We start from the raw sequence: 23,911 nt of genomic DNA on the forward strand, positions 1-23,911 counted from the left end.
GGTGAGCAGGTTAGGCGGATTCGCCCACATCGCCCACATAAATAGGACCGCACGTGGAACGATCCTCACCTGGTAAACGATCACGCCCCACACCGGAGGTGAGCTCGTGTCAGGACGGTTCGCGCGTTCTGTCTGCACGGCGGCGCTGATGGCCGGCGCCGCGTCGCTCGCACTGCCCGCGCCCCTGTCCGCGGCCGCGCCCGGCGAGCCGCCCGAACGGTCCCGCCCGTCCCGCCAGTCCGTCGGCAGCCTGCTCTCCCGGCTGCAGTCCCTCTACCGGAAGGCCGAGGAGGCCACCGAGGCCTACAACGCGACCGAGGAGAAGCTCAAGGTCCAGCAGAAGCGGGTCGACGAGCTCAACGACGAGCTCGCCACCGCCCGGGTGGCCCTCACCGGCAGCCGGGACGCCGCCGGCCGACTCGCCCGGGAGCAGTACCAGGGCATGAGCGGCACCCTCGCCCCGTACGTCTCCGTCTTCCTCAGCTCCGACCCGCAGCAGGCGCTCGACAGCGGCCACCGCATCCAGCGCGCGGCCGGGCAGCGGGCGGCCACCGTCGGGCGCCTCGCGAAGGGCGAGAAGTACGCGTCGGACGTGGCCGCCCGGGCCCGGGCCGCCCTCAACGAGCAGCAGGTGCTCGCGGCGCGGCAGAAGCGGCAGCGCGACGCCGTCAGGAAGCGCCTCGGCGAGGTCGAGAAGATGCTCGCCTCGCTGACCGGCACGCAGCTCGCCGAGGTCCAGCGCCTGGAGCAGAAGAACATCGGCGAGGCCCAGCGCACGCTGCTGTCCTCGGGCCGGCTCAGCGGCTCCTCCAGGCCGTCCGCCGCGGGCGGCCGGGCCATCGCCTACGCCTTCCGGCAGTTCGGCAAGCCGTACGTGTGGGGCGCGGAGGGGCCGGACTCCTTCGACTGCTCGGGGCTCACCTCCCAGGCCTGGGCCCACGCGGGCGACGCCATCCCGCGCACCAGCCAGGAGCAGTGGAGGACTCTGCCGAGGGTCCCGCTGGACGAGCTGCGCCCCGGCGACCTGGTGATCTACTTCGAGGGGGCGACGCACGTCGCGCTCTACATCGGCCACGGCCTGGTGATGCAGGCGCCGCGGCCCGGCGGCACCGTGAAGGTCTCGCCGATCACCGCCAACCCGCTGCTCGGCGCCGTACGGCCGGACGCGGACGAGGCGCCGCTGCGGAAGTACGTGCCGCCGCCGATGCCGGAGGGCGCCCTGTCCGGCTCCGACACCGGCTACGGATCGGCGCAGGCACCGTCGAGGGCGTGACGGCGCGGGGGCGGGCGGGGCGACCGGTCAGCCGGCCGCCTTCTCCGCCTCCGCCACGTAGGCCGCCGCCTGCTCCGGCTCGTAGAAGTAGTCCGCGAAGTCCGCGGGGTCGTCGAAGCCGTTGGCGATGCGGTCGGCGACGGGCTGGAGGCCCGCCGCGGCCGCCAGCAGCTCCCGTACGTGCGCCGGCTGCCGCGGCGCGAGCATCGCGTGGGTCCAGGCGGTGGCGTGCCGGGCCGTGGCCCAGTGGCGGTCGAACGCCGTGCGCATCCACGCGGCGTCGAAGGGCTTCTCGCCGTGCCGCACGATCGCCGCGAGGTAGGCGGCGGCCCACTTGGCGGCCGAGTTGGCGCCCTGCCCGGTGACGGGGTCGTCGGCGACGACAGCGTCGCCGACGCCGAGGACCACGCCGCCCGACGGCAGCCGGCCGACGGGGTCGCGCACGGCCGGGGTGTAGCGGCCGGCCAGGGTGGCGTGGGCGTCGGTGAGCTCGACGCGGGTCGCGCGGGCGTACTCCCACGGGGCGTAGTGCTCCATCAGCTCCAGGGTGCGGGCCAGGTGCTCGCCCGGGCCGGGCTGGTCCTGGAAGACGTCCAGCGGGCCGTCCGGGACGGCCTCCCAGAACAGGACGTCGGCGCGGCCGGAGACGGTCAGCGTCGGCAGGACGAACAGCTCCCCCGCGCCCGGGACCAGGTTGCACCGCACCGCCTCGGTGCCCGGGTGCTCGGGCCGGGGCCCGAGCCCGTGCACGTAGGCGACGGCGAGGGCCCGCTGCGGGACGGTGTGCGGGGAGCGGGCGGGGTCGCGGTCGAAGAGCTCCGCGAGCTCGCCCTTGCCGGTGGCGACGAGCACCAGGTCGTAGTGGCCGGCGAGGGCGTCCAGGTCGGAGACGGCGGCGGCGTGGACGACCAGCCGGCCGCCGCGCTCGGCGAAGGTGTCCAGCCAGCCGGACATCTTCAGCCGCTGGTCCACGGACTGGGCGCAGCCGTCGAGCCGGCCGAGCCAGTCGACGGCGCGCCGGTGCCCGCCCGGGGCCGGTTCGGCGACGGAGACGCCGACGCCCTCGATGCGCGGGGCGGCGCCCGCCCAGAAGCCGAGCCCGAGCTCGTGCTCGTGGCGCAGGGCCGTGGCGAACATGCACTGGGTGGACGTCACCCGGCCGGAACGTATCTCTTCGGAGGTGCGGTTGGACATCAGGGTGACGTCGTAGCCGTGGAACTGCAGGCCGAGGGCCAGTTGGAGGCCGGACTGGCCGGCCCCGGCGATGAGGATCCGTCGCACGGGTCGCTCCTCACTCGGGCAGGGTCTCGAGCGCCCGGCCGACCAGGGCCAGCAGGGTGTCGACGACCGTGATCCGCTTCCGGGCGTCCATGGTCACCACCGGCACGGGCGGCGGCAGCGCGAGCGCCTCGCGCACGGCCTCGGGAGGGTGGCGGTCGGCGCCCTCGAAGTGGTTGACCGCGACGATGTAGGGCAGGCCGGCGGTCTCGAAGTAGTCGAGGGCGGCGAAGGACTCGGCGAGGCGGCGGGTGTCGGCCAGGACGACGGCGCCGATCGCGCCGCGCACCAGGTCGTCCCACATGAACCAGAATCGTTTCTGGCCCGGTGTGCCGAAGAGGTAGAGCACGAGGTCGGCGTCGAGCGTGAGGCGCCCGAAGTCCATGGCGACGGTGGTGGTCCGCTTGGCGGGGGTGGCGCCGGCGTCGTCGATGCCGGCCGCCGCGGCCGTCATCAGCGCCTCGGTGCGCAGCGGGGTGATCTCGGAGACGGAGCCGACGAAGGTGGTCTTGCCGACGCCGAAGCCGCCCGCCACGACGATCTTCGTGGCGACGGGGGCGCGGGTGCGGTCGGTCTGCCAGGCGCGCGGCGCGTCGTCGGCGGCGACGGCGCCGAGCGTGGCCGTGCGGGGCACATGGCCGGCCGGCGCGGGGCGGCCGGCCGCGGTGAGCGCGGCGAGCGGGCGGCCCGGTGCCGCGGGCAGGGCGGCCGCCGCGGGGCGGGCGGCCGGGGGGCAGGGCTCCGGGCGCCGGGGCTCCGGGCGCTCTTCACAGTCGGTGGAGTGCATCCCGCACCCTCTCCAGCAGCACGCGGTCGGGCCGGTCCGTGCCGTGCGCGGTGTCGAAGACGCGCACCCGGCCCTGCTCGGCCAGTTCGAGCAGGAGGACCCGGACCGCGCCGAGCGGCATCCGCAGCAGGGCGGCGATCTCCGCGACCGAGCGCAGCCGGTGGCACAGGTCCAGGATGGCGCGGGCCTCGGGCGGCACGCGGGCGCCGGGGCCGGCGCCGCCGTGCGGCCCGGCGCCGGTGAGGTCCCCGGGGGTGTCGAGCGCCGCGACGAACGTCTCCACGAGCAGCAGCCGGCACCGGCGGGGGCGCCCGCCGGTGAGCGAGTAGGGGCGGACGCGCGCCGGCTTGCCGCAGGTGGCGGCGGAGCCCGTCATCCGACGGCCTCCACCGACTGCCGCAGCTCCCTGCGGAGTTCGGGGGTGAGGACGTGCCCGGCCCGGCCGACGAACAGGGCCATGTGGTAGGCGACGACGCCCATGTCGCAGTCGGGTTCGGCGTGGACGCCCAGCAGCGAGCCGTCGCTGATGGTCATCACGAACAGGCTGCCCTCGTCCATCGCGACCATGGTCTGCTTGACGAAGCCGCCGTCCATCAGGCACGCCGCACCGGTCGTCAGGCTGCCCAGGCCCGCGACGATGGTGGCGAGGTCGGCGGTGGAGCCGCGCGGGCCCTCCGGTCTCTCGCCGCGGTGGGCCATGCGCGGGTCGGAGGAGAGCAGGAGCAGCCCGTCCGAGGACACGACGGCGACGGACCGCACGCCGGGCACCTCCTCCACCAGGTTGGTCAGCAGCCAGTGCAGGTTGCGGGCTTCGTGGCTCAGTCCGTAGGAGACGGGGCCGACGGGGGATACGGGGGTCGCCCCCCGGGGGAATGCAGTCAACCGCGTGCCTCCTCGGGGGTGCCGCCGGCGTCCGGCGGGCCCGCTTGATTCCGTTGTGTCTCGCGCCCGGCCAGCTCGGCCCGGGCGTCCCTCCGTCCGTCGGCCGCGCCGCGCTGGAAGCCCGCCAGCTTGCGCCGCAGCGCCTCCGCGTCCACGCCCTGGCGCACCCGCTGGGGGGCGGGGCGCTGGGCGACGACCTTGGGGGTGCGCTTGGGCAGGGCGGTGCCGTTGGGAAGTCCGGTGCCGGGGCCGTCGGCGGGTGGGGCCGTGGCCTCGGGGGGCGCGGCCGGGCGGGCGTGGCGCCCCGTCGACGCGGGCGGCGACGGCACGGGCGGCGGCGCCTCCGTGAACCCGGTGAGCCGCATCGTCGACTCGGCGGACGGCACGGGCTCCGCGAGGCCGCCGGGCGCGCCGGGTGCGGCGGGCGGATCGGCCGGGTGGACGGGCGCGGGTGCCGCGTGGGCGCCGGGCGGCCGGTGGCCGTGCTGGGGGCGGCCGCGCAGCGTATGGGAGTTGGCCTCGGCGATGGAGCCGGGGAGGTGGACCTGCGGGACGGCCGCGGCGCCCGGGACGGGCGGGGTGTCGCCCAGGCCGGTGACGGCCGGGGGGCCGGCGGGCAGCAGGCTCACGGGCAGCACCACGACCGCGGCGACCCCGCCGGTGGTCTGCTCGCGCAGCTGGACGCGCACCCCGTGCCGGAGGCCGAGCCGGGCGACCACGTAGAGGCCGAGGCCGAGCGGCGACTGCGCCGCACGCCCGGAGCGTCCCGCGCCGTCGGCCCGGCCGGCGTGGTCGGCGGCCGGCAGCGGGGGGCAGGCGGGGTCGGGGTCGGCCAGCAGGGCGTTGACCTCGGCGAGCCGCTCGGGGGGCATGCCGATGCCCTCGTCCTGGACGCAGAGCACGATCTCGCCGCCCTCCAGGTGCCAGGCGGAGACCTGCACCTGGGCGTCCGGCGGGGAGAACGCGGTGGCGTTCTCCAGGAGTTCGGCGACGAGGTGGCTCACGTCCTCGGAGGCGAAGCCGGCGAGGCGGGCGTGCGGCGGCAGGGACTGGATGCGCACGCGCTGGTAGCGCTCGGTCTCGCCGACGGCCGCCCGCAGGACGTCGAGCAGGGGGACGGGGCCGGCGCGGCCGGTGCCGCTCTCGGCGCCGGCGAGGACGAGCAGGTTCTCGCTGTTGCGGCGCATGCGGGTGGCGAGGTGGTCGAGCTTGAAGAGCGTCTCGAGGCGCTCGGGGTCGGCCTCGTGCGCCTCCATGCCCTCGATGACGGCCAGTTGGCGCTCGACCAGGCCGAGGGTGCGCAGGGACAGGCCGACGAGGATGCCCGTCTCGCCGGCGCGGCCGCCGGGCTGCTCGGCGGGCAGGGCGGCGAGCCGCTCGGTGAGCCGCTGCTGCTCGGCGCGCAGGTTGTCGCGCTCGTCGGCGGCGTCCTGGCGGGCGGCGATCAGGCGGGTGCGCTCGCCTTCGAGGGCGGCGATGCGGCCCTGCTGACGGCGGAACTTGCCCTGGAGGTGGTTGACGGCCCGGACGGTCTCGGCGAACTCGTCGTCGCGGCCCTTGAAGGCGATGGGCTCCTCGGTCACCGGGTCGGCGCTCACGCGCCGGGTGCCCAGCCGCACGGCACCGAGCGGGCGGGTCACCGAGCGGGTGGACCAGATGCCGGCGAACAGGGCGGTGAAGAGGCACAGCGCGGCGGCCATCACCCGCCGCTCCAGCTCGATCACGGCCTCGTGGCGCAGGGCCTCCAGGCGGGGCGCCTCGCTCGCGGCGAGGGCGGTCTCGACGCCGCGCATGCGCTGGAGGCGGGTGGTGAGGGCCGCGCGGACGGGCTCGGCCGGCTGGGTGGCGAGCTCGCCGGCCGCCTGGCTCTTGGTGAGGCGGCCGAGGTGGCCCTGGGCCGCGGTGATGTCGGGGCCGGTGACAGCCTCGGCGTAGGCGTCGCGGGCGGCGGCGGGGGCGAGGCGTTCGAAGTCGGCCAGGGCGTCCTGGGTGCGGGTGTCGGCGCGCTGGGCCGCGGCGGCCAGCTCGGGCTTACGGCCCTGGGCGGCCAGGGCGCCCAGGAGCAGGCCGCGCCCGGCCGAGGCGGCCTCGGTGGCGCGGGCGAGCGGCGGCAGCGCGGCGGAGTCGCCGCCTCCGGCCTGCCGGTCGAGGGTGTCCGCAAGGCCGTGGAGGGCCTGCACGGCGGGGGTGTAGGCGGTGAAGGCGGCCAGGGCGTCGCCCTTGCCGGAGTAGGCCTCGCGGCGGGTGTGCGGGAGGGCGTCCAGGAGCTCGCGGACGGGCGCGGGCGCATGGGGCCGGAACTGCTCGATCTGCCGGTCCAGGGCGACCCGTTGGCGGTCGGAGAGTCCCGCACCGGTGGAGTCGGCGCGCCCTCCCGCCACGTACTGCACCATGGCATCGCGCTCGTCGGCCAGGGAGTGCGCGAGCGCGAGGGCCGACTCGTCGGCGGCGGCGAGGGCGACGAGGCGGCGCGCCTCGGTGAGATCGCGCCAGGCCTCGCGGACGCCGGAGGCGCTCGCGCCGAGCACGGCGAGGGCGATGACCGCGACGGATGCGGTCAGTCGGTTCCGTACGCGGGCGGTGCGCTCCGGCACCGCCGTGGCCCGCGGCTTCCGTCCGCCGCCGCCCCCAAGCCGCTTCTTCCGCACCGGTGCTCACAATCTTTTCTCGTCCCACCCCTGGTACTGATTTGACCCTTTCAGCACCTCTGCAAGGCGGGGGTGCCCATCGACCGCCCGGCCACTCGAAGGAGTGAATCCCTATGGGAGATTGACAATCGGCCTGCTTCACTCATCGCACACGTGCCAGGTCAGCACGTCACCTGAAGCAACGCGGAGGTCGCCGACAGGATGCGCACGTGCCTCCGTCGATTTCCGACATCCGGCACACTGGCCCCATGCGCATCGAACTCGCCACCCAGCCGGGGGATATCCGGCACCCGAACGAGGACTTCGTATCCGTCGCCCTGCCGGCCTCGGGTAAGGGCGGTGCGCTGGTCCTGCTCGACGGGGTGACGCCGCCGCCCTCCGGAGAGACCGGATGCGTGCACGGAGTGCCCTGGTTCACGGCGCGGCTGGGCGGTGCGCTCCTCGAACTGGCCGTGTCGGAACGGGAGCTGACGCTGAAGCGCTGCCTGTCGGCGGCCATCTCCCGTACGGCGGACGCCCACCGGGACTCCTGCGACCTCGCGCACCGGCGCACGCCGCAGGCGACGGTGGTCGTGGCGCGGTGGGACGACGCGCGCGTGGAGTACCTCGTGCTCTCCGACTCCGCGCTGCTCGTCGAGTCGCCCGGCCGCACGGTGACGGCGGTCCTGGACGACCGCATCGAACGCCTGCGGGCGCTGGGGCCGGTGACGGACGCCGCGCGCAACGCGGAGGGCGGCTTCTTCACGGCCGCCGCGGATCCGGACGTGGCCGCGCGGGCGGTGACGGGCTCGCTCGCGCGGGCGGAGGTACGGGCGCTGGCCGCGCTCACGGACGGCGCGGCGCGGTGGGTCGAGGTCTTCCGGGAAGGGGACTGGACCGATTGCCTGGCGGTCCTGGCGAAGGAGGGGCCGCAGGCGCTGATCGACCGCGTACGCACCGCGGAAAGGGGCCCGCAGGGCGAGCGGCCCGGCAAGCGGCACGACGACGCGGCGGCCGTGTACACGGAACTCTGACGGGCCTCGGCTCCGGCCGGGGCGGGGGATTCCGGAGCCGGCGGGTCCCGGGGCCGGTGGTCCCGGGGCCGGTGGTCCCGGGGCCGGTGGCGCCCAGGGCCGGTGGTCCCAGGGCCGGTGGGTCCGGAGCCGGTGGGTCCCGGAGCCCGTGGGTCCCGGAGCCCGTGGACTACTGCTCCGCGCTCGCGTTCAGCTGGTGCAGCAGCCGGGCCAGCTCCGCCACCTCGCCGCGGTCCCAGTCGGCCAGCTTGCGTACGTACTGCGCGCGGCGGGCGTCGCGGACGCGCGTGAAGCGGGCGCGGCCCTCCTCGGTGATGCGGACGAGGGAGGCGCGGCCGTCGGCCGGGTCCGGTTCGCGGGTGACGAGGCCGAGCTCGCACAGGGCGCGCAGCTGGCGGCTCATCGTGGCCTTGCCGACGCCGAAGTACGCCGCGAGGTCCGTGGCGCGCTGCTGCCCGGCGTCCTCCAGGCGGACGAGGAGGCCGTAGGCCGCCGCCTCCAGCTCGGGGTGGACCGCGCGGGCCATCTCACCGGAGGACGCCCGGGCCCGGCGCAGGAAGACGGCCAGCTCGCGTTCCAGGGAGAGGTAGGCCTGGTCCATACCTCTGCCGTCCGCGGCGCCCGGCCCGCCCTCCTCGGGGGGCGGGGTAGTCGTCTGGTGCACGTCAGGACCCTCTCCGGGTTTCCGGTTGTTGAAAGTTTTTCCCGTTCGCGGTCTTCACCGCAGCTCCGCCAGTATTTCGCAGGATTAGACCAACGGCAGCACCGCGTCCCCCTATGCCTGGCGCGTCCGTCCCCATAACGTCATTTATGACATGGCCATACCAATGCCGCGCGTCGCCGACGCGTCAATTGGTACTCCCCCCACGGACCCTTCTGGAAGGCACGCCATGGTCGCGTTCAGATGCAGATCCGGCCGCACGGGCCGCAGACGCCCCACAGCGTTACGTACCCGCTCCCCCTTCTCCCCCCTGTCTCCCCTCTCCGTTCTCTCCCTCCTCCTGTCCTGTCTGCTGTCCGCCCTCTGCCTCCTCGTCCTGCCCGCCGCCGCGCAGGACGCGAAACCTCCCGCCCACCCCGAGCGGGACTGGCTCGGCTCCACCCTGCGGGCCCACGAGGACCCCGGCCCCGGCACCCCTCCCCCGCCCCGGTCCGCCGCCTCCGTCGAAGGCGTCGACGTCTCCAGCCACAACGGCAACGTCCCCTGGGCCACTCTCTGGAACGCCGGGAACCGCTTCGCCTACGTCAAGGCGACCGAGGGCACGAGCTACACCAACCCGTACTTCGCGCAGCAGTACAACGGCTCGTACGCCGCCGGGATGATCCGCGGCGCGTACCACTTCGCCCTGCCCGACAACTCCGGCGGCGCCGCCCAGGCCGTCTACTTCGCCACGCACGGCGGCGGCTGGTCCAAGGACGGCAGGACGCTGCCGGGCGTCCTGGACATCGAGTACAACCCCTACGGACCCACCTGTTACGGGATGAGCGCGAGCGCGCTCGTCGGCTGGATCAGGGACTTCTTCTCCGCGTACAAGGCGCGCACGGGGCGCGACGCGGTCGTCTACACCTCGACCAACTGGTGGAAGCAGTGCACCGGCAACTACGGCGGCTTCGCCTCCGCCCACCCCCTGTGGGTGCCGCGCTACGGAGCCTCCGCCGGTGAACTCCCGTCCGGCTGGGGGTATCACACCTTCTGGCAGTACACCGACACCGGGCCGACCGTCGGTGACCACAACCGCTTCAACGGCGCCTACAGCCGGCTCCAGGCCCTGGCCACCGGCTGACCCCGGCCCGCCCCGCCGGACCGCAAGGAAGGACGCCGGGCCCCCGGCACATCGGCGCCGGGGGCCCGGTACTGCTGTCACGCGGGGATCGTGCCGGACGTGCGGGTCAGCCGCAGGTGCCCGCCGGACGGGTGCGGGTGACCAGGTCGGTGGTGCCGGTGGTGCCGTCGATCCAGACCACCTGCTTGCCGCCGGCCGCGGCGGCCGAGGTCTGCTCGCCGCGGTTGCAGGAGACCCGCGCCCGGGACGAGCCGTCGGCCGCGAACTGCCAGAGCTTGGCCAGCGTCTCGTTGCGGTACGTCATGTCCGGCACCTCGGCGGTCACCGTCACCGCGCTCTCGGAGACCGTGAGGTCGGAGGCGTGCAGCGCGTCCGCGCCCGTCTCCTTGCTGAGGTCCTTGACGCCGGTGCCGTCGAACGCGGCGCGCCGCACGGCGACCTGCCCCTGGTCCCCGGCCGCCTCGTCCGCCAGCCAGAAGACGCCGGTCGCGTTGATGCCGGTCTGCCCGATGGACTCGGGCTTGCCCAGCTGCCCCATGAGGGTCTTGGCGCCGGTCCTGAGGTCCAGCACCTCGGTGCCGATCCCGTAGTCGTCGCCCTCGGGGTAGAGCTTGGCGTAGGCGACCTTCCCGCCGCTCAGCGACGGCAGGGCCGTGGCCAGCTCGGCCCGGCCGCCGTCCACCCAGGTGGGCTGCTTGTCGCCGGTGCGGACGTAGCCGACGTGGCGGCCGCCGGTGGGGTCGGCCGTGTCGATGACGACCGTGCCGCCCTCGACGCGCACGCCGTTGACCTCGCCGGTCGTGGTGCCGTACACCTTCTTGATCGGCCCGCCCGCCAGGGGCCGGGTCAGGACGTCGGAACCGGTCGCGCTGTAGGCGACCCAGGCGACAGTCCTGCCGTCGGTGGCCGGGTGGACGTGGTAGCGCCCGTCGTTGGGGCTGATCAGCTTCGGCGAGCCGCTGCCGTCCGTGCGGCCGGCCCAGACGGAGTACGCCTCGGAGCCGTCGTCGTTCGACCGCGAGGCGGCCCACCAGCCGCCGCCCGCGCCCGTGCCCGTGCCGGCGGTGTTGAGCCTGGACGAGAGCAGGTCGGTGTCGACGCCGAGGGCCTGCTCCCAGTTGGCCACGATGCCGTGGGCGTTGAAGGAGCGCTGGACGATGCCCAGTTCCTTGGCGGAGGCGCCGAGCGCCTTGGCGGCGGCGATCACCGCGTCACGGCCCTCGGTGAAGCCGTCGAGCGGCGTCATGTACTCGGTCAGCGCCTTGTAGACGATCTTGTCGGCGAGGGTGCGGCCCACGTCCTCGCGGATGTCCCACAGGGCACCCGAGAAGATGGTGGAGTTCAGGTGCACGCCGCCGCCGTCGGAGCCGTAGCCGACGCCGATGAAGTTCTTGGACGTGGTGTGGCCGTCGTTGAGGTCACGGAAGGCGCACTCGCGCGGGGACTTCGTCCGGCACAGGTCCTCGCCGAGCAGGCCGGCGGACGGGTCGTCCATGGCCTTGCCGGCGGCGTCGGCGTCGATGGCGTTGCCGAAGTAGTCGGCGATGGCCTCGTTGAGGGCGCCGGACTGGCCCGCGTAGACGAGGTTGGCGCTGTTCTCGACGACGCCGTGCGTCATCTCGTGGCCGACGACGTCGAGGTCGGCGGAGAGCGTCTTGTACTCCTCGTCGCCGCCGCCGTACACCATCTTGGTGCCGTCCCAGAAGGCGTTGATCAGCGGCCCGCCGAACTGGGTGACGCCCACGAGGGAGTTGATGGCCATGCCGCGGCCGTCGAGGCTGTCGCGGCCGTGGACCTTCTTGTAATAGTCGTAGACCTTGCCCGCGGCCCAGTGGGCGTCGACGGCGCCGGCCTCCGTGGCCTCCTTGCCGAAGGAGGGCTCCGGGGAGCCGAACTCCTTGATCCCTTCGGGCCAGCGGCCGCTGGCCTCGCCGACGTCCTTGCCACGCGCGTCCCAGGTGGAGAGCAGGTTCTTGCTGGAGTCCCACATCCGCGCGTAGTCCGTCATGACGTACTCGTTGCGGGCGGTGTCCTTGTACAGGCCGAGCTCGACGGTCGTGCCGTCGTACTTGACGCCGGAGCCGGTGACGCCGGGGCTGAGCGGGCCGGCGGCGGTGCGGGCGGCGGCCTCGGACGGGCCGGCGGCGGCGCCCCGCGCGCGGTCGCGCAGCGCGGCCGCGGCGCCGCTGCCTGTGCCTGTGCCTGTGCCTGTGCCGAACGACTTGAGGCCGCTGTACTGCAGCACCGGGTAGCCGGCCTTGGCGTCGATGTAGACCTCGCGCAGCACGGGGCGGCCGGTGGCCGGGTCGGTGCCGCGCACGGTGACGTGCTGGGTGAGGACGCCGGGGCCCTTGGGGACGACGACGAGGCCGCGCGCCGTGCCCGACAGCGAGCGGGCCTGCTGCGGCGCCGCGCCCTTCGCACGGACCGCGTCGCTCTTGGCGAGGCGGTTGCCGGCGAGGTCGCGCAGGGTCGCGGCGACGGCCCGCTCCACGGCCGGCTTCTCGCCGACCTCGGCCTGCGTGCCGGCCTTCAGACCGGTGAAGTACTTGCCGGAGGTGCCGGTGACGACGCGCTTGCCGTTCTTCTTCTCCATCCGCACGACGTACTGGCCGCCCAGTACGTCGACGCCGTGGTGCTTCTGCTGCAGCCGCACGGTCTCGGCCGCGCCCGCGTTCAGCGTCTGCACGGGCTTCAGGTCCCGGGCCGGTTCGGCGATGCGGTAGCGGTCGCGCTTGCCGGCGAGGTGCCCGCGGGCCGCGTCGGCCGCGCTGCCCGAGGAGGCGGCCGCCTCGCGGATGCCGCCCACGAGTGCCGGGGTGGCGGTCCCCTTGCCCGGGATCACCTCCGCCGGGCCGCCGTCGGCACCGCCCGCCGCCTGGGCGGGTGCCCCGGTAACGATGAGCGCGGCGGCACCGATCAGTGCCGCCGCGCCCGGTATTCCGCTCTTGATGGTCCGTCTTCCTGCTCTGCCCGAACGTGCCTTCGTCTTGCGCAAAGGTCCCCCTCCGAACGTGACTGGTCGGTCAGCGGAGCTTGGTCGGGGACCATGCAAGCGGTGGGGTTCGCGTCCGTCAACGGGGCAAAGGGGGCAGGGGCCTCTTCACGTGCCTACGCGTCTCACGTGCTTGGCGCCTTTGCTCGCTTGGCGGCTTTGCGCGCTCACGCGTCGACGGGCTCCCACGACGTGGCCCCCGCGGCGTCGCGCAGCACCCGCCCGAACACCACGTCCGCGAAGTGGACGCCGAAGCCGATCGTGCCGGGCTGCGCCATCTCCTCCACCAGGCGCCGGCGGTGGTCCGCGGACTGCCGGGCGTCGTGGTCGACGACGGCCGACCACTCGGGGTGGGCTATCTGGATCGGCGAGTGCAGGGCGTCGCCGAAGGCGATCAGGCGGCGGCCGCCACCGGTGACGACGTAGGCGGAGTGGCCCGCGGTGTGGCCCGGGGTGAGCATGACGCGGACGCCGGGGAAGATCTCCTCCCCGTCGGCGACCGTGCGCAGGCGGGGCTCCAGGGAGGCGAGGACCTCCTGGGACACGCCGTGCTGCCCGGCGAGGTGGCGGTGCTCCCACTCGGGCTCGCTCATGAGGTGGACGGCGCCGGCGCCGGCGAGCTGCGCGGACCAGCCGATGTGGTCGCCGTGCAGATGGGTGATGGCCACGGCCTCGATGCCGGCGGGGGTGCGGCCGAGGCGGGCCAGATTGTCGAGGAGGGCGCCGCCGTTGATCTCCCCCACGGGGGTGCCGGGTTGGCCCGGGTGGTGCCCGGGGCCGAAGCCGGCGTCGATGAGCAGGGCCCGGTCGCCGTGCTCGACGAGGAGGCCGCCCATGCTCGCCACGAGGCTGCCGGTCGCGTCGAGGTACTCGGGGTGCTCGGCCCACACCTCGTCGGTGGTGTCCGGCAGCCAGCCGCGCGGGCCCAGCTGCCCGGCGCCGTCCGGCACGTACGTGACCTTGATGTCGCCGAGCTGCAGGGAGCGGATGCCGGCGGGGCGGTTGAGGCGGGTGTCGTCGGTCATGGGTGGTTCCGTCCTTCGCGGTGCGGGGTTCCTTGATCGACGACAATAAGCTTCTTGCTTGAATGATTCAAGCTTGCAAATTATCGGCTTGATGAAATGGGCTCCGATTACGATGGCGGTCATGACCATCCCGGAAGCCCACGCCGTCGCCGAGCGCCGGCTCTGCGGCCTGGTGAACGGCCTCGCCCGCCGGATCGCCGACCACGTGCGCGACCGCGCGGCGGTGCTGGACCTCACCGCGCCCCAGGCGACGGCCCTGCGGGAGCTGATCGGCCCGATGACGATGCGCGAGCTCGCCGACCGCATGGCCTGCGAGCCCTCCAACGCGACCTTCGTCATCGACAAGCTGGAGGGCCGCGGGCTCCTGGAGCGCCACCCGCACCCCACGGACCGCCGCGCCAAGCAGCTGGTCCTGACGGACGAGGGCGCGGCCCTGCGGGAGCGGCTCATGGAGCTCCTCGCCCGGGAGTCGCCGCTGGCCGGGCTGTCGCAGGAGGAGCAGGACGCCCTGTACGGCCTGCTGGACAAGGCCGTCAGCCACGCCTGAACCGGAAGCCTTCGGCCACGGCCGGAAGACGGAAACGGCGCGGGGCCCGTACCTCCGGTGAAGAGGTACGGGCCCCGCGCCGTTGCGAGCGCTACGCCGCCACCGCCACTTCCGCCGCGGCCGGCTCCAGGGCCAGCGCCAGCACCTGGCGCACGTCGGAGACCGGGTGGACGTCGAGCTCGGCCAGCACCTCGGCCGGCACGTCGTCCAGGTCGGGCTCGTTCCGCTTCGGGATGATCACCGTCGTCACGCCCGCCCGGTGCGCCGCCAGCAGCTTCTGCTTGACGCCGCCGATGGGCAGGACCCGCCCCGTGAGGGACACCTCGCCGGTCATGGCCACCTCCGGGCGCACCCGGCGGCCCGACAGCAGCGACGCCAGGGCCGTCGTCATGGTGATGCCCGCGCTCGGGCCGTCCTTGGGGACGGCGCCCGCCGGCACGTGCAGGTGCACACCGCGCTCCTTGAAGTCGCCGACGGGCAGCTCCAGTTCCGCGCCGTGCGAGCGCAGGAAGGACAGCGCGATCTGCGCCGACTCCTTCATCACCTCACCCAGCTGACCGGTGAGGGTCAGCCCCGCGCCGCCCGTCTCCGGGTCGGCCAGGGAGGCCTCGACGAACAGCACGTCGCCGCCCGCGCCCGTGACCGCGAGCCCCGTGGCCACGCCCGGCACCGCCGTGCGCCGCTCGGCCGGGTCCTGCGCGGACTCCGGGGTGTGGTGCGGCCGCCCGATCAGCGGGCGCAGCTGCTCCTCGCCGATGGTGAACGGCAGCTCCTGCTCGCCCAGTTCGTGCCGGGCCGCGACCTTGCGGAGCAGGCGGGCGACGGCGCGCTCCAGGTTCCGGACGCCCGCCTCCCGGGTGTACTCGCCGGCGAGCTTGCGCAGGGCGGCGTCCTCCAGGACGACCTCGCCGGGCTCCAGGCCCGCGCGCTCCAGCTGGCGGCGCAGCAGGTGGTCGCGGGCGATGACGACCTTCTCGTCCTCGGTGTAGCCGTCGAGGCGGACCAGCTCCATGCGGTCCAGCAGCGCCTCGGGAACGGCTTCCAGGACGTTGGCCGTCGCCAGGAAGACGACGTCCGACAGGTCCAGTTCGACCTCCAGGTAGTGGTCCCGGAAGGTGTGGTTCTGCGCCGGGTCCAGGACCTCCAGGAGGGCCGCCGCGGGGTCGCCTCGGAAGTCCGAGCCGACCTTGTCGATCTCGTCGAGCAGGACGACCGGGTTCATCGAGCCGGCCTCCTTGACGGCCCGCACGATCCGGCCGGGCAGCGCGCCGACGTACGTGCGCCGGTGGCCGCGGATCTCGGCCTCGTCGCGGACGCCGCCGAGGGCCACGCGGACGAACTTCCGCCCCATGGCGCGGGCGACGCTCTCGCCCAGCGAGGTCTTTCCGACGCCGGGCGGGCCGACGAGCGCGAGCACCGCGCCCCCGCGCCGCCCGCCGACCACACCCAGCCCCCGGTCGGCGCGCCGCTTGCGCACCGCCAGGTACTCGGTGATCCGCTCCTTCACGTCCTCCAGACCCGCGTGGTCGGCGTCGAGGACGGCCTTCGCGCCGGGGATGTCGTACGCGTCCTCGCTGCGCTCGTTCCAGGGCATCTCCAGGACGGTGTCCAGCCAGGTGCGGATCCAGCCGCCCTCGGGGCTCTGGTCGGAGGACCGCTCCAGCTTGTCGACCTCCTTCAGGGCCGCTTCGCGGACCTTCTCCGGCAGGTCGGCGGCCTCGACGCGGGCGCGGTAGTCGTCCGGCTCGTTCTCCGGGTCGCCGCTCAGCTCGGCGAGCTCCTTGCGGACGGCCTCCAGCTGGCGGCGCAGCAGGAACTCGCGCTGCTGCTTGTCGACGCCCTCCTGGACGTCCTTGGCGATGGACTCGGCGACGTCCTGCTCGGCGAGGTGCTCGCCCAGCCATCCGACGGCGAGCCGGAGCCGGGCCACCGGGTCGGCGGTCTCCAGGAGCTCGACGCGCTGCTGGGCCGTCAGGAAGGGCGAGTAGCCGGAGTTGTCGGCGAGCTGGCCCACGTCCTCGATCTGCTGGATGCGGTCGACGACCTGCCAGGCGCCGCGCTTGCGCAGCCAGCTGGTGGCGAGCGCCTTGTACTCCTTGACGAGCTCGGCGACGGCGCCGGGCAAGGGGTCGGGGGTGATCTCTTCCATCGCGGTGCCCTCGACCCACAGCGCGGCCCCGGGGCCGGTCGTCCCCGCGCCGATGCGCACGCGGCGGAGGCCGCGGATGAGCGCGCCGGGGTCGCCGCTGCCGGAGAGCCGTCCCACCTGCTCGACGCTGCCGAGCGTGCCGACGCCCGCGTAGGTGCCGTCGACCCGCGGCACGAGCAGCACGAGCGGCTTGTCGCCGCCCCGCGCGGCGGCCTGGGCGGCCTCGACGGCGGCCCGCACCTCGGTGTCGGACAGGTCGAGGGGCACCACCATGCCGGGCAGGACGACCTCGTCGTCGAGGGGCAGCACGGGCAGGGTGAGCGGTGTGGACATCGAAGCCATGATCTCCCCTTAGGCAGGCAAGTTGAGCTATGCCGACTCAATGCGTGGCGCTCCGCGGATGTTCCCCGTCCGCCGTTCGCTCTGAGCGATCACGAGCGGGCGGCGAGGCCGGTCGGCCTCCTGCGGGTCCGGCACCGCCGGATACGCCGGTGAGGGGTTGCGCGTCGCCGCGGCGGGGTTCTTGCGCGGCAACGCCGCAGCGGATCGCGGGCAGGGCTCGTCCTGCCAAGCAGGAGGCTCGTCCCTGTTGTTCCCGCCGCCGCGGCGACCAGCCGAAGCGGCGTTGTCCGGCGGTGCCGGGCCCACGGGGGCCGGCACCGCCGCCGGAACGCCGTAAGGCCGGTCAGGCCGCGGCCGCCGGCCCCGGGAACGCCCGCCGGTAGTCCGTCGGGGTCACCCCGAAGTGCAAGGTGAAGTGGCGCCGCAGGTTGGCGGCCGTGCCCAGGCCGCTGAGCTCGCTGACGCGCTCGACGGACAGGGCCGTCGACTCCAGCAGCGACTGCGCGCGGGCGAGGCGCTGGGCGAGGAGCCACTGCAGCGGGGTCGTGCCGGTGGCGGCCTGCAGGCGGCGGAAGAAGGTGCGGGGGCTCATGCCGGCGCGGGCGGCGAGGTCGTCGACGGACAGGGGGCGGTCGAGGCGCTCGCGGGCCCAGTGCAGGACGGGGGCGATGCCCTCGTCGCCGGCCTCGGGCACGGAGACGTCCACGTACTGGGCCTGCCCGCCGGGCCGGTGCGCGGGCACCACCAGGCGGCGGGCGAGCTGGTTGGCGACGTGGGCGCCGAGGTCGCGGCGGACGAGGTGGAGGCACAGGTCGAGGCCCGCGGTGACGCCGGCGCTGGTGAGGACGTCGCCGTCGTCGACGTAGAGGACCGAGTCGTCCACGCGCACGCGCGGGTGGCGGCGCGCGAGGGCCTCGGCGTGCATCCAGTGGGCGGTGGCGCGGCGGCCGTCGAGGATGCCGGCGGCGGCGAGGGCGAAGGCCCCGGCGCACAGGGAGACCATGCGGGCCCCGGAGTCCGCGGCCCGGCGCAGGGCCTCCAGCAGGTCGGCCGGCAGGTCGCGCCCGCCCTCGATGCACGCCTCGGGCACCGACGGCACGATCACCGTACCGGCGCCCTCCAGCCCCTCCAGGCCGTGCGAGGCGCGCAGCGTGAGCCCGAAGGGGCCGGGCTGCGGCGCGCCCCCGCCCACCGAGCACACGCGCAGGTCGTACCAGGGGTCGGCGAGGTCGCGGTGCGGGATGCCGAAGACGGTGCAGACCACCCCCAGCTCGTACAGGTCCCACATGGGGACGTCGTCGTCGATCACGGCCACGGCCACGGTTCCGGCGCTCATGATCACCAGCCTAGGCAGGCGTGGCAGGAATTTTTCGCATGCCGTCACTTCTGCCACTGTCGGGGCGCCCGGGCCGGTGCGAGGCTGGTCGCACTTGATCAACTTCTGTGACACACGGGGAGGAACCACCCATGAAGGTGACCGTTCTCGGCCTGGGTTCGATGGGTACGGCCCTGGCCGGCGCCCTCCTGGAGGCCGGCCACGAGACCACCGTCTGGAACCGCTCGGCGGGCAAGGACGAGGCCCTCGTCGCACGGGGCGCGGCCCGCGCGGCGACGGCGGCGGAGGCCGTCGGGGCGAGCCCGCTGGTGCTCGCCTGCCTGTCGGACTACGACGCCGTGCACGGCCTCCTCGACCCCCTGGCGGGCGAGCTGCGCGGCCGCACGCTCGTCAACCTCACCTCCGGCACGCCGGAGCAGGCCCGCGCCAGCGCCGCCTGGGCCGCAGGACACGGCATCGGCTACCTCGACGGGGCGATCATGTCGACGCCGCCGGGGATCGGCAGCCCGGCGATCATGCTGCTCTGCAGCGGCTCCTCGCAGGCCTTCGCCGAGTACCGGGAGACCCTGGCGAGCCTGGGCGACCCCGTCGGCCTCGGGGACGACGCCGGAGCCGCCTCCCTCTACGACACCGCCCTGCTCGGCATGATGTGGGCGACGCTCGGCGGCTGGCTGCAGGGCGTGGCGCTGACCGGCGCCGACAAGGTGGACGCGGTGACGTTCACCCCCGTCGCGATCCGCTGGACGGCCGCGGTGAACGGCTTCATGAGCACGTACGCGCCCCAGGTCGACGCGGGCGTCTACCCGGGCGACGACGCCACCCTCGACGTCCACCTCGGCGCGATCGAGCACTTCGTCCGCGCGAGCGCCGCGCGCGGCCTCGACCCGGCGCTGCCGGAGCTGCTGAAGTCCTCCATCGAGCAGGCGGTCGCGGCCGGTCACGGCGGCGACGGCTACGCCCGCCTGATCGAGGCCGTCCGGGCGGGGGGCCGGGCATGACCGCGGCCGGACGCACGGCGGCGGCGCCCGTGGCCCCGGCCGGCGGGATCTCCCCGGCCGCGGCCGCCGGCCCCGCCGCGCCCGACACCGCCGCGCCCCGCACCGCCGACGCCTGGGCCGCGCTCGTCACCGACGCCGCCGACCATTGCTCCGCGGTCCTGGAGGCGGGCGCGGGCCACGACTGGTCCCGGCCCGCGGCCGGCCTGGAGTGGTCCGCGGCCGCAACGCTCGACCACCTGGCACTCGGCCTCGTCGGCTACGCGGGCCTGCTCACGGCCCGGCCCACCGACCGCTGCATCGCCCTGTTCGCCTCGCTCGACCCCGAGGCCCCGCTACCGGCCCGCCTGGAGGGCATCCGCATCGCTGCGGCGCTGCTCGCCGCGACCGTCCGCGGCGCGCGGGCGGGGGATCGCGCCTGGCACCCGTGGGGCCACTCCGACGCGCCCGGCTTCGCCGCCATGGGCGTGACCGAGCTCGTACTCCATACGGACGACATCGCGCGCGGCCTCGGGCTCGCCCCCGTCTTCCCCGGCGGCCACAACCTGCCCGACGGGCTGTGCGCGCCCGCCGTCGAGCGGCTCTTCCCGGACGCCCCGGCCGGCCGCTCCCCCGCCGGGACGCTGCTGTGGTGCACCGGCCGGGCCGCCCTGCCCGGCCTCCCGCGGCGCACGCAGTGGGCCTGGGACGGCACCGTCCGCGGCTGACCCGGCCGCCGGTCCCCTGTCGCGCAGCAGGCCCCAGCAGGCCGTGCCGGTGAGCAGGGCTATGGGGTGGCCCCAGCTGGCGAGGGGGTCGGCGAACTCGACGAGGTCCTGGGCGCACATGAGGAAGGACAGGCCGAGCACGGTCCGCTTCGCGCGCCGCCCCAGCAGCCCGGCGAGCGCGCCCGTGCAGGCCATCACGCCGAAGCTGATGCCGTAGTCGAGGCGGTGCAGCGAGGCCTCGGGCAGCCGCCCCGCGGCCACGGCGCCCGCCACGGGCAGCTCGGTGGCGAGGGTGGCCAGCACGTGGCCGAGGAGGAAGACGCCGGCGGCGCGGGCCCCGCCGACCCGGCGCTCCAGCGCGGAGACGACGAGGACGAAGAGGATCCCGTGCAGCGAGTACAGGCCGCCGGCTATCCACAGGGCGCTCGCCGGCAGGACGACGAGCGGCTGTTCGGCCAGGTGCGCGGCGTCGGTGCTGGACTCGCGCAGGAGCTCGTTGACCGTGGCCTCGTCGCCGTAGTGCGTGTAGAGCGCGGTGGACAGCAGGACCAGGCCGTAGAAGAACGTGAAGGGCGTGCCGAGGGGGGTGGGCAGCGCCCGCAGGATCCGGCCGGGCGAGGGGCCCGGGGAGCTCGCCGCCGGCGCCGCAGGGGTTCGCCGTCGGGATCCACCACACTCACTCGGCCCAGCCCCTTCCTCGCGGGGTCCGTCACGGCACCCGGCGGAGCGGAAGAACGACCCCGCTCCGGCTCCCTCCGACATTAAGGTCCATCGAGGGCAGGCGAATCAACCACAGACCGTGACTCCCGTCACGCCTCTCAACCCCGCACCCGCCTGCCGCGTCCGCCGAGTACCGACCGACACGGAGGCCACCCGATGACCACCCTCCAGCGCGACCCGTACACAACCGGCGGGGGGCCCGTCACCCTGGACCGCCGCGAGGGCCCGTACGGCGAGGTCGTCCTGCGCCGCCGGGGCGCCGGGGACGGCGCGGTCCACGAGATCATCGCGAACGGCTGCTTCCTGATGGACACCTCCGACGGGCGCTCGGAGCGGCTGCTCGTGGACGCCGCGCTGGCCGCCCTCCCCGCGGACCGCCCGGGGCCGTCCGTCCTCATCGGCGGGCTCGGCGTCGGCTTCTCCCTCGCCCGGGCCGCGGAGGAGCCCCGCTGGGGCCGGATCACGGTCGTCGAACGGGAGCGCGCGGTGATCGACTGGCACCGGGCCGGGCCGCTGGGCGCCGTCTCGGCCCGGGCGCTGGCCGATCCGCGCACCGAGGTCGCCGAGGGCGACCTGCTGCACCACCTGCGCACCGCCCCCGTGCGCTACGACGCCCTGTGCCTGGACATCGACAACGGTCCCGGCTGGACCGTCACGGAGGACAACGGCGGCCTCTACTCCCCCGCCGGCCTGGCGGGCTGCCGCGAGCGCCTGACGCCCGGCGGTGTGCTCGCCGTATGGTCGGCCCGGCCTTCGGCCGAATTCGAGGGAGCCCTCCGGAATGCCGGTTTCGAAGGGGTACGGACCGAAGAGATCGCGGTTGCCCGGGGCGTACCGGACGTAGTGCACCTCGGGCAACGTGCCGCGTAGCCGTCGCCCGCCACCTGCCCGTACCCTGCTTGCCACAGCTGAAGAGCCGGCAGAGAACGACGCGACGGAAAGACGCTAGGGGCGGGGCGCGCATGGAGCAGACACACATCGGCCCGAACGGCGCCGCAGCCTCCGCCGGGGCGCAGCGCCGGGTGCTGGTGGTCGAGGACGACCGGACCATCGTCGACGCCATCGCGGCGCGGCTGCGGGCCGAGGGCTTCCAGGTCCGCACCGCGGGCGACGGGCCGGCGGCCGTCGACACCGCCGAGGCGTGGCAGCCCGACCTGCTCGTGCTCGACGTGATGCTGCCGGGCTTCGACGGCCTGGAGGTGTGCCGGCGGGTGCAGGCGCAGCGTCCGGTGCCCGTCCTGATGCTCACCGCGCGTGACGACGAGACGGACATGCTGGTCGGCCTCGGCGTCGGCGCCGACGACTACATGACCAAGCCGTTCTCGATGCGCGAGCTGGCGGCCCGGGTGCACGTGCTGCTGCGGCGCGTGGAGCGGGCGGCCCTCGCCGCGCACACCCCGCGCAGCGGCATCCTGCGCCTGGGCGAGCTGGAGATCGACCACGCCCAGCGCCGGGTGCGGGTCAGAGGCGCCGACGTGCACCTGACGCCGACCGAGTTCGACCTGCTGGTCTGCCTGGCGAACACGCCGCGCGCCGTCCTCTCCCGCGAGCAGCTGCTCGCGGAGGTGTGGGACTGGGCCGACGCCTCGGGCACCCGCACGGTCGACAGCCACATCAAGGCGCTCCGCCGGAAGATCGGCGCGGAGCGGATCCGTACGGTGCACGGCGTCGGCTATGCACTGGAGACCCCGGCGGCATGACCGGCGGCACGGCCGGCCCCGGGGGCGGCACCGGCCAGGGCGCGGCACGCGGCGCGGGCCAGGGCAGGCGGGCCCGCGAGGACGGGCGGAGCAGGGGCGCGGCGGTGCCGGCGGGCCTGGGGGGCCGCGTCTGGGAGGCGCTGCGCCCGCTGGACCCCTACCGGTCGGTGAAGGCGGCGCTGGGCGCCCTCGTCATCGGCTCGGTGGTGATAACGACCTTCCTGGTCTTCGTCGCGATCCACTCGGCGACCGAGCTCCGGGTGATCACCGTCTTCTCGATCATCGCCTCGCTGCTGATAACGCAGTTCGTGGCGCAGGGCCTGACCGCGCCGCTGGACGAGATGACCGAGGTCACCCGGGCGATGGCCCAGGGTGACTACACGCGCCGGGTGGGCGCCGGGCGGCGCGACGAGTTCGGGCACCTGGCGAACGCCTTCAACCGCATGGCGGCCGACCTGGAGGCGGTGGACACCCACCGCAAGGAGCTCGTCGCCAACGTCTCGCACGAGCTGCGGACCCCGATCGCGGGCCTGCGGGCGGTCCTGGAGAACGTGGTGGACGGGGTGTCGGCCGCGGATCCGGAGACGATGCGGACGGCGCTGCGCCAGACCGAGCGCCTCGGCCGCCTGGTGGAGCAGCTGCTGGACCTGTCCCGGCTCGACAACGGGGTCGTACCGCTGCATGCGCGGCGCTTCGAGGTGTGGCCCTATCTGGCGGGCGTCCTGAAGGAGGCGAGCATGGCCAACGGCTCCGGCTCCTCTCCGCACGCCCGCAAGGACGTGCACCTGCACCTGGACGTGTCCCCGCCGGAGCTGACGGCCCACGCGGACGCGGAGCGGCTGCACCAGGTGGTGGCGAACCTGGTGGACAACGCGGTCAAGCACAGTCCCCCGCACGGGCGGGTCACGGTGCGGGCGCGCCGGGGCGAGGGGCCGCAGTCGCTGGCCCTGGAGGTGCTGGACGAGGGCCCGGGCATCCCCGAGGCGGAGCGGCACCGGGTCTTCGAGCGGTTCAACCGGGGCGGCTCAGGGCAGCAGGGCCCCGGCACGGACGGCGGTACGGGGCTGGGGCTGGCCATCGCCCGCTGGGCGGTGGATCTGCACGGCGGGAGCATCGGGGTGGCCGAAAGCCCTCACGGGTGCCGCATTCAGGTCACTCTTCCGGGCGTACCCCGCGATCAATGTTGACGTATGGTCGGTGACGGAGGCACACATTCGAGGGAGTGTGGGGCGCGCTTGAGCGAACCCTGAGACCCCTGGGACCAGCAGAACCCCGTGTGTTTCCCGCCAAGTCATGCCCCGAAACCCCGGAGCGAATGTGACTTGCGCGACTGCTGGCCCGGGTGGCCTGCATCAACCGTGCAGACAGGCGTAGCCTTTATTCCCGCTGTCCATCACCTTGTGAAGCGGAAGAGGGCGGTTGCCGCCGTGTCGCCACAGTCCCCCAACACCTCGAGCATCTCGACCGACCAAGACGGGCAGGGTAAGAGCCCTGCAGACGTCTTCGGTCCCAATGAGTGGCTCGTCGACGAGATCTACCAGCAGTACCTCCAGGACCCGAACTCGGTCGACCGAGCCTGGTGGGACTTCTTCGCCGACTACAAGCCGGGCACCGCGGCGGCAGCGCCGCCGCAGGAGGTGATCGAAGCCGCGGGCGGCCCCGCCCCGGCCGCCACCACGCCCGCGGCGCCCGCCGCACCGGCCCCGCCCGCCCCGGCTGCCGCCGCGCAG

Annotated in this window: 20 protein-coding genes and 1 pseudogene; 10 read left to right on the plus strand and 11 right to left on the minus strand. The window is 74.6% G+C overall.

From position 1 onward, the window contains the following. Positions 1–106: 106 nt before the first annotated feature. On the plus strand, positions 107–1,273 hold the full coding sequence (locus tag ACFPP6_RS25480; protein WP_382046658.1) for a C40 family peptidase: 1,167 nt from the start codon (positions 107–109) through the stop codon (positions 1,271–1,273). Positions 1,274–1,300: 27 nt separating this feature from the next. Here the strand turns inward: ACFPP6_RS25480 and ACFPP6_RS25485 are convergent, their stop codons facing one another. The 5 genes from ACFPP6_RS25485 to ACFPP6_RS25505 are packed head-to-tail and all read right to left on the minus strand — an operon-like array spanning position 1,301 to position 6,868. After that, positions 1,301–2,554 carry a styrene monooxygenase/indole monooxygenase family protein gene (locus ACFPP6_RS25485; RefSeq protein WP_382046660.1) on the minus strand — a complete coding sequence of 418 codons (1,254 nt, stop codon included), beginning with the start codon at positions 2,552–2,554 and terminating at the stop codon, positions 1,301–1,303. Between the two features lie 10 nt (positions 2,555–2,564). Continuing rightward, positions 2,565–3,338: a GTP-binding protein gene (locus tag ACFPP6_RS25490; protein ID WP_382046663.1), complete on the minus strand. Its 774-nt coding sequence runs from the start codon at positions 3,336–3,338 to the stop codon at positions 2,565–2,567. After that, complete coding sequence (locus ACFPP6_RS25495; protein ID WP_382046666.1) at positions 3,319–3,714, minus strand: DUF742 domain-containing protein; 396 nt, start codon at positions 3,712–3,714, stop codon at positions 3,319–3,321. The genes ACFPP6_RS25490 and ACFPP6_RS25495 overlap by 20 nt, the downstream gene beginning before the upstream one ends. Beyond that, entirely contained in the window at positions 3,711–4,220 is a 510-nt protein-coding gene (locus ACFPP6_RS25500; RefSeq protein ID WP_168091433.1) for a roadblock/LC7 domain-containing protein, read from the minus strand. The genes ACFPP6_RS25495 and ACFPP6_RS25500 overlap by 4 nt, the downstream gene beginning before the upstream one ends. Continuing rightward, on the minus strand, positions 4,217–6,868 hold the full coding sequence (locus tag ACFPP6_RS25505) for a sensor histidine kinase (RefSeq protein ID WP_382046669.1): 2,652 nt from the start codon (positions 6,866–6,868) through the stop codon (positions 4,217–4,219). Before ACFPP6_RS25505 ends, ACFPP6_RS25500 begins: the two co-directional genes overlap by 4 nt. A 248-nt stretch (positions 6,869–7,116) precedes the next feature. Between ACFPP6_RS25505 and ACFPP6_RS25510 the strand changes: the two genes are divergently transcribed. Beyond that, entirely contained in the window at positions 7,117–7,881 is a 765-nt protein-coding gene (locus tag ACFPP6_RS25510) for a protein phosphatase 2C domain-containing protein (protein ID WP_382046672.1), read from the plus strand. Between the two features lie 169 nt (positions 7,882–8,050). Here the strand turns inward: ACFPP6_RS25510 and ACFPP6_RS25515 are convergent, their stop codons facing one another. Beyond that, a complete protein-coding gene (locus ACFPP6_RS25515) occupies positions 8,051–8,482 on the minus strand; it encodes a MarR family winged helix-turn-helix transcriptional regulator (RefSeq protein ID WP_382046743.1) in 432 nt (143 codons plus the stop codon). Positions 8,483–8,771: 289 nt separating this feature from the next. On the opposite strand from ACFPP6_RS25515, the gene ACFPP6_RS25520 reads away from it, so the two are divergent. Next, a complete protein-coding gene (locus tag ACFPP6_RS25520; RefSeq protein WP_382046674.1) occupies positions 8,772–9,665 on the plus strand; it encodes a lysozyme in 894 nt (297 codons plus the stop codon). A 106-nt stretch (positions 9,666–9,771) separates the two neighbouring features. Here the strand turns inward: ACFPP6_RS25520 and ACFPP6_RS25525 are convergent, their stop codons facing one another. After that, positions 9,772–12,663: a M4 family metallopeptidase gene (locus ACFPP6_RS25525; RefSeq protein ID WP_382046677.1), complete on the minus strand. Its 2,892-nt coding sequence runs from the start codon at positions 12,661–12,663 to the stop codon at positions 9,772–9,774. A 164-nt stretch (positions 12,664–12,827) separates the two neighbouring features. Further along, positions 12,828–13,685: an MBL fold metallo-hydrolase gene (locus ACFPP6_RS25530; protein WP_382046679.1), complete on the minus strand. Its 858-nt coding sequence runs from the start codon at positions 13,683–13,685 to the stop codon at positions 12,828–12,830. Between the two features lie 121 nt (positions 13,686–13,806). Between ACFPP6_RS25530 and ACFPP6_RS25535 the strand changes: the two genes are divergently transcribed. Next, a complete protein-coding gene (locus ACFPP6_RS25535) occupies positions 13,807–14,232 on the plus strand; it encodes a MarR family winged helix-turn-helix transcriptional regulator (RefSeq protein ID WP_382046682.1) in 426 nt (141 codons plus the stop codon). 91 nt (positions 14,233–14,323) lie between these two features. Here the strand turns inward: ACFPP6_RS25535 and lon are convergent, their stop codons facing one another. Then, positions 14,324–16,723 (minus strand): endopeptidase La, encoded by a 2,400-nt coding sequence (gene lon, locus ACFPP6_RS25540; RefSeq protein WP_382046685.1) that lies wholly within the window; start codon positions 16,721–16,723, stop codon positions 14,324–14,326. A 343-nt stretch (positions 16,724–17,066) separates the two neighbouring features. Further along, positions 17,067–18,044, minus strand: coding sequence for a helix-turn-helix domain-containing protein (locus tag ACFPP6_RS25545; RefSeq protein WP_417802013.1), 978 nt, complete (start codon positions 18,042–18,044; stop codon positions 17,067–17,069). Positions 18,045–18,190: 146 nt separating this feature from the next. On the opposite strand from ACFPP6_RS25545, the gene ACFPP6_RS25550 reads away from it, so the two are divergent. Continuing rightward, entirely contained in the window at positions 18,191–19,057 is an 867-nt protein-coding gene (locus tag ACFPP6_RS25550; protein ID WP_382046694.1) for an NAD(P)-dependent oxidoreductase, read from the plus strand. Continuing rightward, positions 19,054–19,761: a DinB family protein gene (locus ACFPP6_RS25555; protein WP_382046697.1), complete on the plus strand. Its 708-nt coding sequence runs from the start codon at positions 19,054–19,056 to the stop codon at positions 19,759–19,761. The genes ACFPP6_RS25550 and ACFPP6_RS25555 overlap by 4 nt, the downstream gene beginning before the upstream one ends. Before the next feature lie 72 nt (positions 19,762–19,833). On the opposite strand, the pseudogene ACFPP6_RS25560 reads toward ACFPP6_RS25555, so the two are convergent. Further along, positions 19,834–20,523 (minus strand): annotated as a pseudogene (locus ACFPP6_RS25560) (rhomboid-like protein); the annotation flags it as partial. A gap of 114 nt (positions 20,524–20,637) precedes the next feature. Between ACFPP6_RS25560 and ACFPP6_RS25565 the strand changes: the two are divergent. From ACFPP6_RS25565 to ACFPP6_RS25580, 4 genes are all read left to right on the plus strand, one after another. Continuing rightward, positions 20,638–21,351, plus strand: coding sequence for a spermidine synthase family protein (locus ACFPP6_RS25565; protein ID WP_382046700.1), 714 nt, complete (start codon positions 20,638–20,640; stop codon positions 21,349–21,351). A gap of 92 nt (positions 21,352–21,443) precedes the next feature. After that, the gene (locus ACFPP6_RS25570) at positions 21,444–22,181 is read left to right on the plus strand and encodes a response regulator transcription factor (protein ID WP_030366311.1); all 738 of its coding nucleotides are present in this window, start codon (positions 21,444–21,446) and stop codon (positions 22,179–22,181) included. After that, positions 22,178–23,368, plus strand: coding sequence for a HAMP domain-containing sensor histidine kinase (locus tag ACFPP6_RS25575; protein WP_382046703.1), 1,191 nt, complete (start codon positions 22,178–22,180; stop codon positions 23,366–23,368). Before ACFPP6_RS25570 ends, ACFPP6_RS25575 begins: the two co-directional genes overlap by 4 nt. A 240-nt stretch (positions 23,369–23,608) precedes the next feature. After that, positions 23,609–23,911, plus strand: a 303-nt coding sequence (locus tag ACFPP6_RS25580; protein ID WP_382046706.1) for a 2-oxoglutarate dehydrogenase E1 subunit family protein, incomplete at its 3' end; no start/stop codon positions are given.

This window comes from Streptomyces aureoversilis (assembly GCF_042657885.1).
Lineage (GTDB): Bacteria > Actinomycetota > Actinomycetes > Streptomycetales > Streptomycetaceae > Streptomyces > Streptomyces aureoversilis.

Bases quoted from the DNA above. Each gene is read 5' to 3' on its own strand.
- ACFPP6_RS25490 (WP_382046663.1), bottom strand. From the start codon at position 3,338: ATGCACTCCACCGACTGTGAAGAGCGCCCGGAGCCCCGGCGCCCGGAG.
- ACFPP6_RS25495 (WP_382046666.1), bottom strand. From the start codon at position 3,714: ATGACGGGCTCCGCCGCCACCTGCGGCAAGCCGGCGCGCGTCCGCCCC.
- ACFPP6_RS25510 (WP_382046672.1), top strand. From the start codon at position 7,117: ATGCGCATCGAACTCGCCACCCAGCCGGGGGATATCCGGCACCCGAAC.
- ACFPP6_RS25515 (WP_382046743.1), bottom strand. From the start codon at position 8,482: ATGGACCAGGCCTACCTCTCCCTGGAACGCGAGCTGGCCGTCTTCCTG.
- ACFPP6_RS25520 (WP_382046674.1), top strand. From the start codon at position 8,772: ATGGTCGCGTTCAGATGCAGATCCGGCCGCACGGGCCGCAGACGCCCC.
- ACFPP6_RS25530 (WP_382046679.1), bottom strand. From the start codon at position 13,685: ATGACCGACGACACCCGCCTCAACCGCCCCGCCGGCATCCGCTCCCTG.
- ACFPP6_RS25535 (WP_382046682.1), top strand. From the start codon at position 13,807: ATGACCATCCCGGAAGCCCACGCCGTCGCCGAGCGCCGGCTCTGCGGC.
- lon (WP_382046685.1), bottom strand. From the start codon at position 16,723: ATGGCTTCGATGTCCACACCGCTCACCCTGCCCGTGCTGCCCCTCGAC.
- ACFPP6_RS25550 (WP_382046694.1), top strand. From the start codon at position 18,191: ATGAAGGTGACCGTTCTCGGCCTGGGTTCGATGGGTACGGCCCTGGCC.
- ACFPP6_RS25555 (WP_382046697.1), top strand. From the start codon at position 19,054: ATGACCGCGGCCGGACGCACGGCGGCGGCGCCCGTGGCCCCGGCCGGC.
- ACFPP6_RS25565 (WP_382046700.1), top strand. From the start codon at position 20,638: ATGACCACCCTCCAGCGCGACCCGTACACAACCGGCGGGGGGCCCGTC.
- ACFPP6_RS25570 (WP_030366311.1), top strand. From the start codon at position 21,444: ATGGAGCAGACACACATCGGCCCGAACGGCGCCGCAGCCTCCGCCGGG.
- ACFPP6_RS25575 (WP_382046703.1), top strand. From the start codon at position 22,178: ATGACCGGCGGCACGGCCGGCCCCGGGGGCGGCACCGGCCAGGGCGCG.